This window comes from Streptomyces rishiriensis (assembly GCF_003112535.1).
Taxonomy (GTDB): domain Bacteria; phylum Actinomycetota; class Actinomycetes; order Streptomycetales; family Streptomycetaceae; genus Streptomyces; species Streptomyces rishiriensis.
This window is the reverse complement of record NZ_BEWA01000018.1, coordinates 131,240-146,158: the sequence shown is the minus strand read 5'-3', so window position 1 is coordinate 146,158 and position 14,919 is coordinate 131,240. Positions and strand designations below refer to the sequence as shown.

Sequence of the window (14,919 nt, the reverse complement as noted above, 5' to 3'; positions counted from 1 at the left end):
TGCAGGCGTTGGTCGACGTCAACCGTGCGCGCTGACGCCGTCCGCCGCCAGGCCCGACATCAGCAGGGTGATCGTGTGGAACGTCCTGGCCAGGGCGTCCTCCCGGTCCGCCGCGGCGGCGATGATCTGGTTGCCCTCGCACAGGACGGCCAACAGCAGCCGGGCGACGGTGGCGACCGGAACGTCCGGTTCCACGTCACCGCGTTCGGCCAGGACGGTCAATAGCCGTTCGATCGGCGGCTGGGCCACCGTGTCGTTGATGTGCCGGTACTGCTCCACCAGCACCGAGGGCGCCTGGGCCATCAGCTCTCGATGCAGGGGATCGTCGATGGTCCGCTGCAAGAAGGCGTGCGTGAGGTTCGACACGGCGGCCAAGGCAGGCTCGCCCGGCGTCGCACGGATCGCCTCGGACGCCGCGTCGGCGAGCGCTCCGACCCGCTGGAGCAGCTCCGTGTAGAGCTCGGCGAACATCGCCTTCTTGTCCGGGAAGTGGTGGTAGAAGGTGCCCTTGCTCACTTGCGCCGCCGCGGTGATGGCCTCGACCGACGTGTCCGCGAACCCGTTGTCGACGAAGAGTTTGCGCGCGGCCGCCACCAGGTCCGCCCGGGTCTGCTCCGCATATAGCTGTCGTCGGTTTGGCCCTCTCATGTTGACCATCGTATATTCAATGACTTGAAGTCAGTGAATGACTCGTGGTCGGTCAGTGGTCGTCGTGAATGCCCTCCGGAAGGCAGACGTAGCCGTGGAAAAGCGCAGAATCTTGTTGCTGGGTGCGACGGGGTACACGGGGCGGCGAGTTCTCAGGGAACTGCTCGCACGAGGTGAGAAGCCGACCTTGGTCGGGCGAAGCCGAACGAAGATGCTGACCCTGGCCGACCGCTTCGAGGCGGAACTGCCAGTGGCGGAAGTGGACGTCACCTCTTCCGCCCACCTCACGCGCCTTCTGGGCCCCAGCGATGTGGTCGTCTCCACGGTCGGGCCGTTCATGCAACTGGGCATGGCCACAGTCAGGGCTGCCGCGCGGGCGGGAGCGCGCTACTTCGACTCCACGGGGGAGGGCCCCTTCGCCCGCCGGGTCCTCCTTGAGCTGGACTCCGTCGCGGCCGCCAGGGGAGCGACTCTCGTACCCGCGTTCGGCTACGACTACGTGCCCGGCAATCTCGCCGGCGCCTTGGCCCTGGAACAGGCGGGCGAGCGCGCATCCCATGTCGAGATCGGTTACTTCATCACCCGTTCGGGGCGCGGGAGTGAGCTGCGTTACCGGAGCACCCTGCGCGACTCCTGGGACCTGACCACGGGTGGCACGCGCCAGACGCTGGTCGCCGCGGCGGCCGAGGACGGGTTCGCCTACCGCTCTCCACGCCCTAAAGCCTCTGCCCGACTGGTCGACGAGCGGGCCGCCAAGCGTGTCCTCACCTTCCGCTACGCCGGTGTGCGACGCCCGGCCATGACCGTCCCGGGCACGGAGCATCTCGGCCTGCCTGAGGTCTTCCCTCAGTTGGAGAGCGTCGAGGTGGGGATGGGCTGGCTCGGGCGGTGGACGCGTCCGGTGCAGATCGCCGCCATGCTCCAGGCGCCCTTGCTGAGGTCGGCGAAGGTGCGGGCTGCTCTGACGCGGTGGTCCGGGCGGCTCCCGGGAGCACATCGTGAGCCGGACACCGACGGCCGTTCCCTGGTGATCGCGGTCGCCCGCGACGGCCAGGGTCGTCCCCTGGCCACGACGGCCCTCACCGGACCCGATCCCTACGAGATGACGGGCTCCCTCCTGGCGTGGGGCGCAGTCCGTGCGGCGGCGCCGGATGCCGTCCTCAAGCCCGGTGTGCACGGTCCGGTCGCGGCCTTCGGGCTCGACACCCTCAGGCTCGGTGCCGCCGAGGCGGGAGTACACGAAGTCGACGGGGCGTTGGCCCGTCGGTGATCGCTGCGTGGGCATTGATCAAGGCACCGGGGCGTTGAACCACAGCGACTGAGTTGATGAACAGGTTGTGCGATCGGGAGCGAGTCGGCCACTGACGTGGAGTCGACCCTCCCAGTGGAAAGGGAAGGTCCATGGACGAGCAGGGTGAGCACTTCGACGTCGTCGTACTCGGCGCGGGCCCAGGCGGGTACGTGGCCGCCATCAGGGCCGCCCAACTGGGCAAGCGCGTCGCGGTCGTCGAGGAGAGGTACTGGGGCGGCGTCTGCCTGAACGTGGGGTGCATCCCCACCAAGGCCCTGCTGCGCAACGCCGAACTCGCACACATCTTCACGCGCGAGGCGAAGACCTTCGGCATCAAGGTCGACGGACAGGTCTCCTTCGACTACGGGGAGGCCTTCCGCCGCAGCCGGAAGGTCGCGGACGGCCGGGTCAAGGGCGTCCACTACCTGATGAAGAAGAACAAGATCACCGAAATCAGCGGACGCGGCACGTTCCTCGACCCGCACACACTCCAGGTGGCCGACTACGACGGCAACACCCGCACCATCGGCTTCGAGAACTGCATCATCGCCGCCGGGGCGACCCCCAAGCTGCTGCCCGGCACCAAGCGCAGCGCGCGCGTGGTGACGTACGAGGAGCAGATCCTCGCCGAGGACCTGCCGCAGTCGATCGTGATCGCCGGCGCCGGGGCCATCGGCGTCGAGTTCGCCTATGTGCTGCACAACTACGGCGTCAAGGTCACCGTCGTCGAGTTCCTGGACCGTATCGCCCCGCTGGAGGACGCCGAGGTCTCCACCGAACTGGCCAAGCAGTACCGGAAGTTGGGCATCGACGTGCTCACCTCGACCCGCGTCGAGTCGATCGACGAGTCCGGCCCGCGGGTGCGGGTCACCGTCACCGGCAAGGACGGCACCCAGCAGGTGCTGGAGGCCGACAAGGTCCTGCAGGCCATCGGCTTCGCCCCGAACGTCACCGGATACGGCCTGGAGAACACCGGCGTCCGCGTCACCGAGCGCGGCGCGATCGACGTGGACGGCCGCTGCCGCACCTCCGTCCCGCACATCTACGCCATCGGGGACGTCACCGCGAAGCTGATGCTCGCGCACGCCGCCGAGGCGATGGGCGTGGTCGCCGCCGAGACGATCGCGGACGCGGAGACCATGGAGCTGGACTACGTGATGATCCCGCGCTCCACGTTCTGCCAGCCGCAGATCGCGAGCTTCGGCTACACCGAGGCGCAGGCGAGGGAGAAGGGGTACGACGTCCAGGTGGCCAAGTTCCCGTTCACCGCGAACGCCAAGGCCCACGGCCTCGGCGACGCCACCGGCTTCGTCAAGCTGATCAGCGACGGCAAGTACGGCGAACTCCTCGGCGGCCACCTCATCGGCCCCGACGTCACCGAACTCCTTCCCGAGCTGACCCTGGCCCAGCAGTGGGACCTCACCGTCCATGAGGTCGCCCGCAACGTCCACGCCCACCCCACCCTGGGCGAGGCGGTCAAGGAAGCCGTCCACGGCCTCGCGGGCCACATGATCAACATGTAGCAGGGCGCTGCCCCCTCGAAACGAACAGGTCGATGCCGGCGAGCGCGTTGTCATACACATTGCGGTGACGCAGCTCCGCGCCCTTGGGGTGGCCGGTTGTGCCGGACGTGTAGGGGACCACCGCTGTGTCGTCTTCGTCGCGTTCGACCGTCCGGAACGTCACGGGCTGCTCGGCTACGACCGAGGTGTAGGACTCCGGCGTCTCGTCCCCGGACTACGGCGCGCCGCCGCTCTCGATCAGGAAGAACTCGGTGCAGTCCGTGCTCTCGCGGAATCCCTTCCAGGCGGCCTTCCCGATCGGCAGCTCCGGGGTTCCCTCGAAGGCGAAGTACACCCTTCGCGTCGAAGCCGGTGAGGTGGTAGGCGACCTCGCGGCCCTGCAACAGCACGTTCAGCGGCACGACCGCGGCGTCGGCCTTGAGGATGCCGAAGTAGATGTTGGAGAATCGGGGCATGACAGCACGACCTTGTCCCCGGGCTGGATCCCGCGCGAGACGAGCAGGTTCGCCCCCCCGGTTGGCGGCGTCGAGGGCCTCGTACGTGATGCGGTCGTCGCCGAAGACGATCGCGGTGCGTTCCGGGTAGCGGGACGCGGAATCCGTCCGCAGTCGTGACGCGTTGCGGCTCAAGCTGTGCATCGTCGTTCTTCGGGGTTTTCGGGCGGGTGGTCAGGGTCCAGTGGTGGGGGTCTGGACGAAGGCCGGAGGCGGCACGAAGCCGTCCACTTCCCGGCCCAGCAGGGCGGCGAACTCGATGGTGGTGAGATCGCCCCCGCTCGGGCCCATGGCCTGCAGACCGATGGGCAGTCCGCTCCTGCCTCGGCGCACCGGGATGGTCGTCGCCGGCCCCCCGGAGACGTTGGCGACGGCGCTCCACTTGACCTGGTCCCAGTAAGGGCGTCGCACACCTTCGACTTCGAATGGCCGCCCGAACCAGTCGATCAGCTTGTTGTGGTGGGCGGGGGCGGCCGTCGGGGTGACCGGCATGAGCACGATGTCGAAGTCCTGGAAGAACTCGAACCATCGCTGCCGGATCTCATTGCGCACCATGTGGGCCTGCAGCCAGTGATAGTGGGACTGGAAGGTTCCGAGCAGGGCGGGACCGGCGTCACCCCGCGGGTGCTGGACGAACCGGGCCAGCACTGCGGCGCTGGAGGCAGGAGCGAGGCCGGTGCGGTCGCCCGCGCCGAAGAGCAGGGGCTGGAAGGCCTTCTCGTGATTCGTCGCGATGTCGACAGGGAGGCCGGCGGGCTGCACCGTGATCTTCGCGCCGGCCGTCCGCAGCACAGCGACCGCGTCGTCTACGGCAGCCGCGACGTCGCTGTCCACCGGACACGAGGGATCCTCGCTCCAGACGGCGACCCGGAAGTCGGCGAGCTTGGTCGCGCGCGGCGGTGCGAGTGTGTAGCTGAAACCGCCGTCGTAGTCGGCGGGCCCGACCGTTGCCCGCAGGATCGGGACGAGGTCACGGGCGTCGCGGACCTGCGCGCCGCCGCAGCCCATGTCGGCCTCGGTCCATCGTCCCGGGCCCGGGCCGTAGGGCACATGCCCGATGAGGGGTATGGACCGCCAGGTCGACTTGTGCCCGTACAGGCCGTTGAAGTGGGACGGGATCCTGGTCGATCCGCCGATCTCCGAGCCGAAGTCGAACGCCGTGAGGCCCGCGGCGGTGGCGACGGCGCCGCCCCCGGCGGATCCGCCCGAGGTACGGGTCGTGTCCCACGGGTTCGATGAAGGACCGAACACCGGGTTGTCGGCCTGGACGTCCTGGTTGCCCGGAGGCATGTTGCTCTTCCCCATGATCACGGCACCGGCCGAACGCAGCCGCTTGACCGCCTCGGCGTCGTGGTCGGGCACGTAGTCCTTGAGGTCTGTCCGCCCGCAGACGGTGCGCATCCCGGCTGTCTCGAAGCTGTCCTTGACCGTGATCGGCACACCGTGCAGAGGACCGAGGTCTCGCCCGGCCGCCCGCGCGGCGTCCGCTTCCCCGGCCTCGCGACGGGCCCGCTCGGGGTCAAGGGTCACCACCGCGTTCAACGCGGTGTTATGGGTGGCGATCCGCTCAAGATAGAGCTCGACGAGTTCCCGGCTCGAGATCTCACCCGCGGCCAGCGCGCGTGACTGCTCCACTGCGGGCTGGAAGGGGACGTCACTCACGGCGTGCCTCATCTCTGACTCTGACGCATCATCAAATGTGAGTCATAACATTACATTCGACAGACCATAGGCTCGGGATGACGTGCAAGGCAATGGCCCTGCGCATCGAACGGAGGATCCTGTGGCGTCAGAGAGGAGCTACGCGCGCAGGCGGCGCGGTACGGCACTCTGCGGCCCGGCGGCCCGGTTGCCCGGGACTCGAGGATCTCGTTCGCGGCTATCTGTCGCCCGAGCACCGGGACCAGCGCGGCGTCGGATGTCCCTCCGCCGCCCTGCTCGACTAGATCGGCCGCTGCGCGGACGCGCAAGCAGGCCTGGGGCGCGGCAGCTGTCCCGCGCCGCCTTCGACTCGAAGCTCGCCGATGAGGTCCTCAAGAAGGGCATCGAGAACGCCCTCGCGTTCATCTAGTGAGCTGTGTGGGATCAGGCCGGATCGACGAATATGTCGAGCGCGAGATCACCTTCGAAGTCGGCAGGGCTGTAGACGGACAGGTCGGTGACGCCCTCGTCCGACAGGACCTCGTCGTCGATGAACAGGTTGGCGGTGCACTTCCGCGCGTCACGCGTGAGGATGGCGTACGCGGCGTCAGCCATGATCCGCGGACTACGGGCTTGTCCGGCGCCGCCGACCACGTTGCGCACGGCGGCTGTGTCGATCAGGGTCCTCGGCCACAACGAGTTGGCGGCGATGCCGTCGGCGGCGAGCTCCTCGGCGAGCCCGATGGTGCACAGACTCATGCCGTACTTCGACAGCGTGTAACCGAGGTGCTTCCCCACCCAGTGCGGCGCGAGGTTCAACGGCGGGGAGAGCGTGAGGATGTGCGGGTTGCCCGCCTTGCGCAGGTGCGGGATGGCGGCCTTGCTCAGCAGGAACGTGCCACGCGTGTTGATGTCCTGCATCAGGTCGTACCGCTTCATCTCCAGCTGCTCCGACGACGACAGGTCGATCGCGCTGGCGTTGTTCACCACGATGTCGATGCCACCGAAGGCGCTGACCGCCGCGTCGACAGCGGTGCGCACATCGTCCTCGTCGCGGACGTCACCGACGACGGCCAGCCCCTTGCCGCCCGCGCGCTCAATCTCGTCAACGGCGGTGTGGACCGTGCCTTCGAGCTTCGGATGCGGCACGGAGGTCTTGGCGAGCATCACCACGTTCGCGCCGTCGCGGGCCGCGCGCAGAGCGATGGCGAGTCCGATGCCGCGGCTGCCTCCCGACATCAGGATGGTCCTGTCGGCCAGCGTCTGTGTCATGGTCGAACCTCCAAAATAGATTGCCGAGCTAATCGTACGCGATGCTAATGGTATCTTCCGCGTATGACTTCCACTCCCACACGCCAGATCGACCGGCTCTACCACGAGCTCCTGGCCCCCAGAGAGACACAGTCCGTTCGCGCTGCCGTGCGCCGGATCGCAGAGCACGAAGTGGCTCCGCACGCCGTGGCGATCGCGGGGGGCGACGAGCGCACGGACGGCTTCCCCCGGCAGGTGTTTGACGGGCTTGCGTCGGCGGGGGTCTTCCGGATCCCCTTCCCCAGCGAGGTCGGCGGCGACGGTCTGACCCACCCGGCGAGCGCCACCGCCGCGGCCATCGAGGAACTGGCCTACTACTCCAGCAGCGTCGCGGCCGTCTTCGACGTGCACTGCATCCTGGCGGGCAACGCCCTGCGGCAGGGCACCGAGGAGCAGCAGCAGCGATGGCTGCGAAAGGTCGCGGAGGGCTCAGTGGTCGGCGCGTTCGCCACCACCGAGCCGGATGCCTCAAGTGACCTGTCGCCGCAGGCGGTTCAGACCGAGGCGATACGCACCGAGGCCGGCTGGGTGCTGAACGGCCACAAGCGGTGGATCTCCAACTCGCCCGTCGCCGGGTTCGTGGTGGTTCTCGCCCGCACCGGCACCCGGCTGAGCATGTTCATCGTCGACACGGCGCTTCCCGGAGTGGAGGTAGGCCTTCCCGACCGCAAGATGGGCAACCGCGGCCAGCTCACCGCGGACATCCGCTTCACGGATGTGCACCTGACCGACGACGACCTTCTCGGTGGCGCCGAGGGACACGGACTGCGCCATGCGCTGTCCACGCTGACCTACGGCCGGATCGGCATCGCGGCTGCCGGGGTCGGCATGGCGCAGGCCGCCTTCGACCACACCGTGGCCCACCTGTCGACGCGACACGCCTTCGGCAAGCCGGTGGCCGCCAACCAGCACTGGCAGTTCCTGCTCGCCGAACGGGCCACCGAGATCGAGAACGCCCGCACCCTCTACACCAAGGCCGCCCTGCGCCTGGACGCGGGCAACCAGTCCCCGGAGCCCGAGGCCGCGATGGCGAAGTACTACGCCACCAAGTTGTCGGTGGACATGGCGCGCGACGCCGTCCAGGCCTTCGGAGGCCTCGGCTTCGCGCGCGAACTGGGTGCCGACGGCAGCCCCGGCCCCGTCGAGGCGATCTACCGGGACAGCAAGATCGGCGAAATCTATGAGGGCACCAACGAGATCCAGAAGTGGGTCATAGCCCGGCAGATCTTCGGTCGGGCCATCGTCGGCTGACCACAGGACGCACCGACCGTAAGCCGGCGGAAGGTGGGGAATCCCGCCGGTCTGCAGCGGTCCTGCTGCCTCGGGCCTTCTCGTACGATGGACAGGACCATACGTACGACTAACCATAGGCGGGATAAACGATGTCCGAGGCTCCGCTGGTTCCGGGGACAGTGGCCGAACACACCATCTGCCTGCTGGTCAAACTCGGGCAGGTGGCGTTCAGGATCGCCGAGGACGGCATCGGCGGGACCGGCCTGCGGGTGCGGCATTACAGCGTCCTGCAGGCTTTGGCGGACAACGGTGCCATGCCGCAACTGGCACTTGGCTCGTTCCTGCGCATCGACCCCGCGACGATGGTGACGAGTCTCGACGACCTGGAGCGCGCCGGATACGCGGAGCGGACACGAGATCCGCAGGATCGTCGCCGCTACGCCGTGGACATCACCGCGGAAGGGCGCAAGGTCCTGGCCCGCCTCAACCACACACTCGTCGATCTCGACGGCGAAATCCTCGCAGACCTGGGTGCCACGGAACGACAGTCGCTTCACGTCCTGCTGGGCAGTCTCGCGGCAAGTCCCACTCTGACCTCCCTGTTCGACACCGTCCGGGAGCAGAACGGTGGGAAACGGGCATAACGGCTCTAGAGGATCGCAGCCGGGGTGGCGCTATGCCCCGGTTCTGGCGAAGTCGGCTTGCCGGGCCGTATGCCATCCGGCGGTCGTCGGCGGACTCGTTGTGGTGGGCAGGGGGCGCCCTGTTCGTAGGCCATGCGTCAATTGGGTCGAGCATGGGGCAACACCCGAGTCGCTGACCGTGATCGAGGTGCTCGTTCCCGGCAGGTTCGTCACCACGTTCGCCGAGCGGTTTGTGTGGTGGTGCTCGGAGGGTTGGGCGACCGGGCTCCACGAAAAGTGCGCGGACGGCATACCTGCGGTCCCTGGGCGACGGCCCCCTCCCCGTCCCCCCGGCGTCCGCCCCACCGACCTTGAGCCCGCGTGAGCAATTGCTCGCCGTCTTCGACTGGAAGCCGCCGGAAACCGCCGCTCCGTTCCGGGGGTGCCCGTTCCTGAACGTCAGCGTTGAAGTACCCGACCCTGGGCATTCCGCCCACCGACTGGCCGCGGCGTACAAGGGCGAGTTCGCCCGCCGCCTCTCGGACATCGCACGGCAGGCCGGGGCCGCGGATCCGGAAGCCCTCGGTGAGCAACTGGCACTGCTCTTCGACGGCGCGGCCGCACGCGGCACCGCCCTCAACAGCAGCTACACCGTCGCGTGCGCGCGATCATCTGAGCGAACTCGCGGTCCGAGGGGACACGAACGCATCGGTCCAGCTGGCTGCCGTACTGACCGACGATCCATCGGACCACGCACCACAGTCACCAGAACACGTGCGCTGGATGCTGGCAGCAGTTGCCCTTCTGCATCTCACAGTCCTTCCGGCCTTCTGGCCACTCATCGGGCGCCGACTCGACACCCCGGCCACCCTTGAGGCGTACCTGCAAGCGCTGACGCGCCTGCCCGCTCCGCCGGGAAGCTGGCCCACAGCCGCCGGCCTGCTGCCGGAAGGCAGCCTCGCGGACTTGTATCGGCTGCTCGTGAACCACATAGGCATCGACGACGTGGCCAATGCTCCCCTGCACTCCGGTTTCGTCGGCGACGACGACCGACTGCTCGAGATGGCTCGCTCCTTGCCCAATATCCTCGCCCACTCGGCAGGCCGGGTCGAGCGGCCTGGCGGCAGCCCGCCGGGCGTCCTCATCGCGGCGACTCCAGGCGCTTGCGGTGCAGCCACTTCGGCAGCCCCGGCGCCTCCAGGAACCCCTCCGCCCGCGCCGACGCGAGCCCGATGCGCAGCAGGTCCGCGCTCTTCTCGAAGAGCAGGAACCTCGGTTCCCAGACGGGCCGGTACTTGGCGTTGGCGCGGTACAGGGACTCGATCTGCCACCAGCGCGAGAAGAAGCCGAGCAGCGACCGCCACAGCCTCAGCACCGGCCCGGCGCCGAGACGCGACCCGCGCTCGAAGACGGAACGGAACATGGCGAAGTTGAGCGACACCTGGGTGATCCCGATCTCGCGCGCCCGGCGGAGCAGTTCGATCACCATGAACTCCATGAGGCCGTTCTCGGAGTCCCGGTCCCGGCGCATGAGGTCGAGCGAGAGGCCCTGAGGCCCCCAAGGCACGAAGGACAGCACCGCCTTCAACTCGCCCTGTGCATCCGTGCATTCGAGCATCACGCACTGCCCGTCGTCCGGATCGCCGAGCCGCCCCAGCGCCATGCTGAAACCGCGTTCGGTGGCCCCGTCCCGCCAGTCGTCCGCCCGCTTCAGCAGAACCGCCATCTCGTCGGCCGGGATGTCCCCATGCCTTCGGACACGCACCTGGTAGCCCGCCCGCTGCACCCGGTTGAAGGCCTGCCGCACGGTACGCATGGCCCGCCCGTCGAGGGTGAACTCGTCCGTCTCGACGATGGCCTCGTCCCCGAGTTCGAGGGCGTCCAGACCATGCCGCGCGTACACCTGGCCCGCCTCCTCGCTCGCACCCATCACCGCCGGGATCCAGCCGTGCGCCCGCGCCTCGGCGAGCCACGGCTCGATGGCCCCGGGCCAGGCCTCGGGATCGCCGATCGGGTCGCCGCTCGCGAGCGAGACACCGCCGAGCACCCGGTACGCGACCGCCGCCTTGCCCGTCGGCGACCACACCACGCTCTTCTCGCGGCGCAGCGCGAAGTAGCCGAGGGAGTCACGGTCGCCGTGCCGGTCGAGCAGCGCCCGCAGACGTGCCTCGTCGTCCTCGGTGAGCGGGTCGACGGCGCGCCGTGAGCGGAAAGCGGCGTAGAAGACCGCGAGGACCAGCAAGGTGCTCATCATGTTGATGGCGACGTTGACCCAGTTCGGGGTGGTGATCCCGGCGTAGCCGGAGTCGTCGACGGCGACCGAGATCAGCCGGAACGTGCCGTAGCGCCAGCGGTCCGGGAACGTCGACAGTTCGGAGTCGTGCGCGTGGTTGGTGACCGTCACCAGGAACGTGGCGAGGAGCGAGGAGACGAGCAGACCGACCACGCCGACGGCGACGGCGAGCCGGGGGTTGGACCGGTCGCCCTTGGCGTAGAACTCCCGCCGCCCCACGGCCAGCGCGGCGATGAACGCGGCGGAGAGGACGAGGGAGATCCAGTTCTGCGGATACTGCCATACCTCCGGGAGGGCCATCAGGGAGGCGAACAGCAGGAGGAACAGCCCGCAGAGCGCGAAGTTGAGGATCCACGCGGCCCGCTTGCGACGGCGCATGGTGATGGCCAGGAACATCGTGAACACACCGGAGGCGTATCCGGCGGTCAACAGGTACGGCGGGACGTAGTACTCCGAGTCCTGTCCCAAGGAGATCCAGGCGGCGCTGAGGAAGTTGATGAAGGTGACGGCTCGCAGGTACCAGACGGCGAACGCCGCCGCCCGCCGCGAGCCCGTCGTCGAACTGCGCGGCCTGACCTCCTCGGAGCGGGCCGAGGCCGGGCGTTCCACGGCGCTTGCCCGATCCACTCGCTTGAGGGGGGATGACATGGTGCTGGGCCCTTCCGTTTGCGGCCTGTTGCTTCTGAGGGGTACGGAGAATGCGTCGTGCGTTCGGGGTCCGGCGGCCGGTCAACAGCGCGGCCGTTGCGCCGCCTTGCCGTCGGGCGGAGCCGGAGGATCACGGCGACGGCGGGCGGCAGCAGGACGAGCCGCCTCTCTTCGCCCCGCCCCTCTTCGCCGTAGCCGCCAGAAAAGCCGGTGACAGTGCACTCACCCGCACACCATAGATGCCGCTCGGGGCCGGGGAGGGACGACGAAAGTCGTCGGTCGCAGCGACTTTCGGCGATCGTCACCGCCCCGACGCGGGGTGCGACGCGCTCTGCGGGGGCCGGCCTCGCGGCGGCCTGCACCGCGGCGATGTCGACCGTGACCTGTGGTGAGTCGCCCGCGACGCCGTGGGCGGCCCGGGCCGCACGCAGGCCGCACGCAGGCCGCAGACGGGCCGCAGGCGGGCCGAAGGTGGTCGGGGCCGCGCCTGGAGGGACTGACCCGGCGGTCTCCGGGGAAGGAACCGGAGGCGACGTCGTGGGGGACGGGTGCCCCCGCCGTGTCCGAGGAGGCGGCTGTGGCCACACCTGCCGTGACGGCCGACCCGGGGCTGTTCGGCCCGGCGAGCGTGACCTGGCAGATGCACGGCGACCCGATGATGTGGGTCGCCGGGATCCGGGCGCTCTACCTCCAGGCGCTGCACCCGCGAGCCGTGCGCGGTGTCATGCAGAACTCCGACTTCCGGCGGGACGCCTGGGGCCGGCTGATGCGCACCGCCGACTTCGTCGGCACCACCACCTACGGCACCGCCGGGGCCGCCGAGAAGGCGGGCGCCCGCGTCCGCCGGATCCACCGCCTGCTCTCCGCGACCGACCCGGACACCGGGGAGCGCTACGGAGTCGACGAACCCGCGCTGCTGCTGTGGGTGCACTGCGCCGAGATCGACTCCTATCTGCACGTCCTGCGCCGTTCCGGGTATCCGCTCTCCGACGCGGCGGCCGACCGTTACATCGGCGAGCACCGCGTCAGCGCCCGCCTGGTGGGGCTCGACCCGGACACCGTGCCCGGCGACCGGGCCGCCATGGAGGAGTACTTCGAGAAGGTGCGCCCCGAACTCGCCGCCGGAGCGGAGGCGCGCGCGGTGGACGACTTCCTGCTCCGGCCGCCGACCCACCCGCTGCTCGTCCCGGCGCGCGCCCTGCTGTGGCGGCGGGTGGCGCAACTGGCGTACGCCTCGCTGCCGCCGTACGCCCACGAGCTGTACGGCAGGCGCGCCCCCGAGCCCGACACCGTCACCCGGCGGCTGCGTGCCGCCGGCGCCGTGCTGCGCTGTGTTCCCGCACGTGTCCGCTGGCAGCTCCCGCCCAAGCACATTCTGCGGGCCATGGACAGGCTCGGCCCCGAAGCCCGTCCGGCGCCGTGCAAAGTCCGGCCGTAGGCCGCTCGGCGCCGGGTACGTGCCGGAGCGGCCGTGGGCCGCGCAGGAGGGGCCCGCGGTCGACGCGCAAACACGACGGGACGCCCCGCACCCCGACCGTCCTGGCGGTCCGGCTCCGGAGACCGTGGGCGACCGCGTCTGGCCGACCTTGATCGGCACGTGTTACGAAGAACCATGCCTGCACACGAGGGACACCACGGACAGCACCGCGCCTACGACGTCGTCGTCGTGGGCGGCGGCCACAACGGTCTGGTCGCGGCCGCCTATCTGGCCCGGGCCGGGCGGTCGGTGCTGGTGCTGGAGCGGCTGGACCACACCGGCGGCGCCGCCGTCTCCACCCGCCCGTTCACCGGCGTCGACGCCCGGCTGTCCCGGTACTCGTACCTGGTCAGCCTGCTTCCGTCGAAGATCGTGCGGGATCTGGGGCTGAGCTTTCGCCTCCGGAGCCGCACGATCTCCTCGTACACGCCCGTGGAGCGCGCCGGGCGGCCCACCGGGCTCCTGGTGGGAGGAGGCGAGGAACGCACCCGCGAGGCGTTCGCGCGGCTCACCGGCGGCGAGCGCGAGTACGCGGCCTGGGAGCGTTTCTACGGGATGACCGGACGTCTCGCCCAGCGGGTCTTCCCCACGCTCACCGAGCCGCTGCCCACCCGCGACGAACTGCGCCGCACGGTCGACGACGAGGAGGCCTGGCGGGCCCTGTTCGAGGAGCCGATCGGCGTGGCCGTCGAGGAGCGCTTCGCCGACGACCTCGTGCGGGGCGTGGTCCTCACCGACGCCCTCATCGGCACCTTCGCCGACGCCCACGACCCCTCCCTCCGGCAGAACCGCTGCTTCCTCTACCACGTCATCGGCGGCGGCACGGGAGCGTGGGACGTCCCCGTCGGCGGGATGGGCGCCCTCACCGACGCCCTGGCCGCCGCCGCCCGCGAGGCGGGCGCGGTCCTCGCCACCGGACACGAGGCCGTACGGATCGACACCGACGGCCGTACCGCCGAGGTGGCCTACCGCAGCGCCGACGGCGAGGGTGTCGTCGCCGCCCGGCACGTCCTGGTGAACGCCTCCCCGCAGGCGCTGGCGGCCCTCGCCGGCGACGAGCCGCCCGCCCCCGCGGAGGGCGCCCAGCTCAAGGTGAACATGCTGCTCAAGCGGTTGCCGAGGCTGCGCGACAGCTCCGTCGACCCGCGCGAGGCGTTCGCCGGGACCTTCCACATCGCGGAGGGGTACGAGCAGCTCGCCGCCGCCCACGCCCAGGCCGCCGCCGGCGAGCTGCCGGCCGCCCCGCCCTCCGAGATCTACTGCCACTCGCTGACCGACCCGAGCATCCTCGGCGCGGACCTCGCCGCGGCGGGATACCAGACGCTGACGCTGTTCGGACTGCACACGCCGGCCCGGCTCTTCCACGCCGACAACGACGGCGTGCGCGAGGAACTGCTGAGATCGACGCTGGCCCAGCTCGACTCGCACCTGGCCGAACCCCTCGCGGACTGCCTGGCCCTCGACGCCGACGGCCGCCCCTGCATCGAGGCGAGGACCCCGCTGGACCTGGAGCGCGACCTCGGCCTGCCGGGCGGCAACATCTTCCACCGCGAACTGTCCTGGCCGTACGCGGACGACGGCGCAGGCCGCTGGGGCGTCGAGACCCGGCACGGCAACGTGCTGCTGTGCGGGGCCGGCGCGGTGCGCGGGGGAGGGGTGAGCGGGGTCCCGGGGCACAACGCGGCGATGGCGGTGCTGGAGGCCCCACGGGTCCCGGGCACATCAATCTGACGGTCT

General features: G+C 69.8%; 12 protein-coding genes. 7 read left to right on the top strand and 5 right to left on the bottom strand.

Annotated features, from left to right (window positions below):
- Positions 1 to 18 precede the first annotated feature (18 nt).
- A complete protein-coding gene (locus Sri02f_RS30140; RefSeq protein WP_159106800.1) occupies positions 19 to 648 on the bottom strand; it encodes a TetR/AcrR family transcriptional regulator in 630 nt (209 codons plus the stop codon).
- 37 nt (positions 649 to 685) lie between these two features.
- Between Sri02f_RS30140 and Sri02f_RS30135 the strand changes: the two genes are divergently transcribed.
- Both Sri02f_RS30135 and lpdA read left to right on the top strand, forming a co-directional pair.
- Positions 686 to 1,918 (top strand): saccharopine dehydrogenase NADP-binding domain-containing protein, encoded by a 1,233-nt coding sequence (locus Sri02f_RS30135; protein ID WP_109004491.1) that lies wholly within the window; start codon positions 686 to 688, stop codon positions 1,916 to 1,918.
- A gap of 131 nt (positions 1,919 to 2,049) precedes the next feature.
- Entirely contained in the window at positions 2,050 to 3,462 is a 1,413-nt protein-coding gene (gene lpdA, locus Sri02f_RS30130) for a dihydrolipoyl dehydrogenase (protein WP_109004490.1), read from the top strand.
- Here the strand turns inward: lpdA and Sri02f_RS42295 are convergent.
- Positions 3,452 to 3,625 carry an AMP-binding protein gene (locus tag Sri02f_RS42295; RefSeq protein WP_199808890.1) on the bottom strand — a complete coding sequence of 58 codons (174 nt, stop codon included), beginning with the start codon at positions 3,623 to 3,625 and terminating at the stop codon, positions 3,452 to 3,454. The genes lpdA and Sri02f_RS42295 overlap by 11 nt on opposite strands.
- An 88-nt stretch (positions 3,626 to 3,713) precedes the next feature.
- Here Sri02f_RS42295 and Sri02f_RS42290 point away from each other — a divergent pair, with 88 nt between their 5' ends.
- On the top strand, positions 3,714 to 4,076 hold the full coding sequence (locus Sri02f_RS42290) for a hypothetical protein (protein WP_218029905.1): 363 nt from the start codon (positions 3,714 to 3,716) through the stop codon (positions 4,074 to 4,076).
- A gap of 54 nt (positions 4,077 to 4,130) precedes the next feature.
- On the opposite strand, the gene Sri02f_RS30120 is transcribed toward Sri02f_RS42290, so the two are convergent.
- Both Sri02f_RS30120 and Sri02f_RS30110 read right to left on the bottom strand, forming a co-directional pair.
- The gene (locus tag Sri02f_RS30120) at positions 4,131 to 5,618 is read right to left on the bottom strand and encodes an amidase (protein WP_218029904.1); all 1,488 of its coding nucleotides are present in this window, start codon (positions 5,616 to 5,618) and stop codon (positions 4,131 to 4,133) included.
- Positions 5,619 to 6,041: 423 nt separating this feature from the next.
- On the bottom strand, positions 6,042 to 6,869 hold the full coding sequence (locus Sri02f_RS30110; protein ID WP_109004488.1) for an SDR family oxidoreductase: 828 nt from the start codon (positions 6,867 to 6,869) through the stop codon (positions 6,042 to 6,044).
- Between the two features lie 63 nt (positions 6,870 to 6,932).
- Here Sri02f_RS30110 and Sri02f_RS30105 point away from each other — a divergent pair, with 63 nt between their 5' ends.
- Complete coding sequence (locus tag Sri02f_RS30105) at positions 6,933 to 8,159, top strand: acyl-CoA dehydrogenase family protein (RefSeq protein WP_109004487.1); 1,227 nt, start codon at positions 6,933 to 6,935, stop codon at positions 8,157 to 8,159.
- Between the two features lie 131 nt (positions 8,160 to 8,290).
- Entirely contained in the window at positions 8,291 to 8,785 is a 495-nt protein-coding gene (locus tag Sri02f_RS30100) for a MarR family winged helix-turn-helix transcriptional regulator (RefSeq protein ID WP_109004486.1), read from the top strand.
- Between the two features lie 1,120 nt (positions 8,786 to 9,905).
- Here Sri02f_RS30100 and Sri02f_RS30090 read toward each other — a convergent pair.
- A complete protein-coding gene (locus Sri02f_RS30090; protein ID WP_109004484.1) occupies positions 9,906 to 11,705 on the bottom strand; it encodes a phosphatidylglycerol lysyltransferase domain-containing protein in 1,800 nt (599 codons plus the stop codon).
- 640 nt (positions 11,706 to 12,345) lie between these two features.
- Here Sri02f_RS30090 and Sri02f_RS30085 point away from each other — a divergent pair.
- Both Sri02f_RS30085 and Sri02f_RS30080 read left to right on the top strand, forming a co-directional pair.
- A complete protein-coding gene (locus tag Sri02f_RS30085; RefSeq protein WP_109004511.1) occupies positions 12,346 to 13,143 on the top strand; it encodes an oxygenase MpaB family protein in 798 nt (265 codons plus the stop codon).
- Between the two features lie 174 nt (positions 13,144 to 13,317).
- Positions 13,318 to 14,913, top strand: coding sequence for a phytoene desaturase family protein (locus tag Sri02f_RS30080; protein WP_109004483.1), 1,596 nt, complete (start codon positions 13,318 to 13,320; stop codon positions 14,911 to 14,913).
- The last annotated feature ends 6 nt before the right edge of the window (positions 14,914 to 14,919 follow it).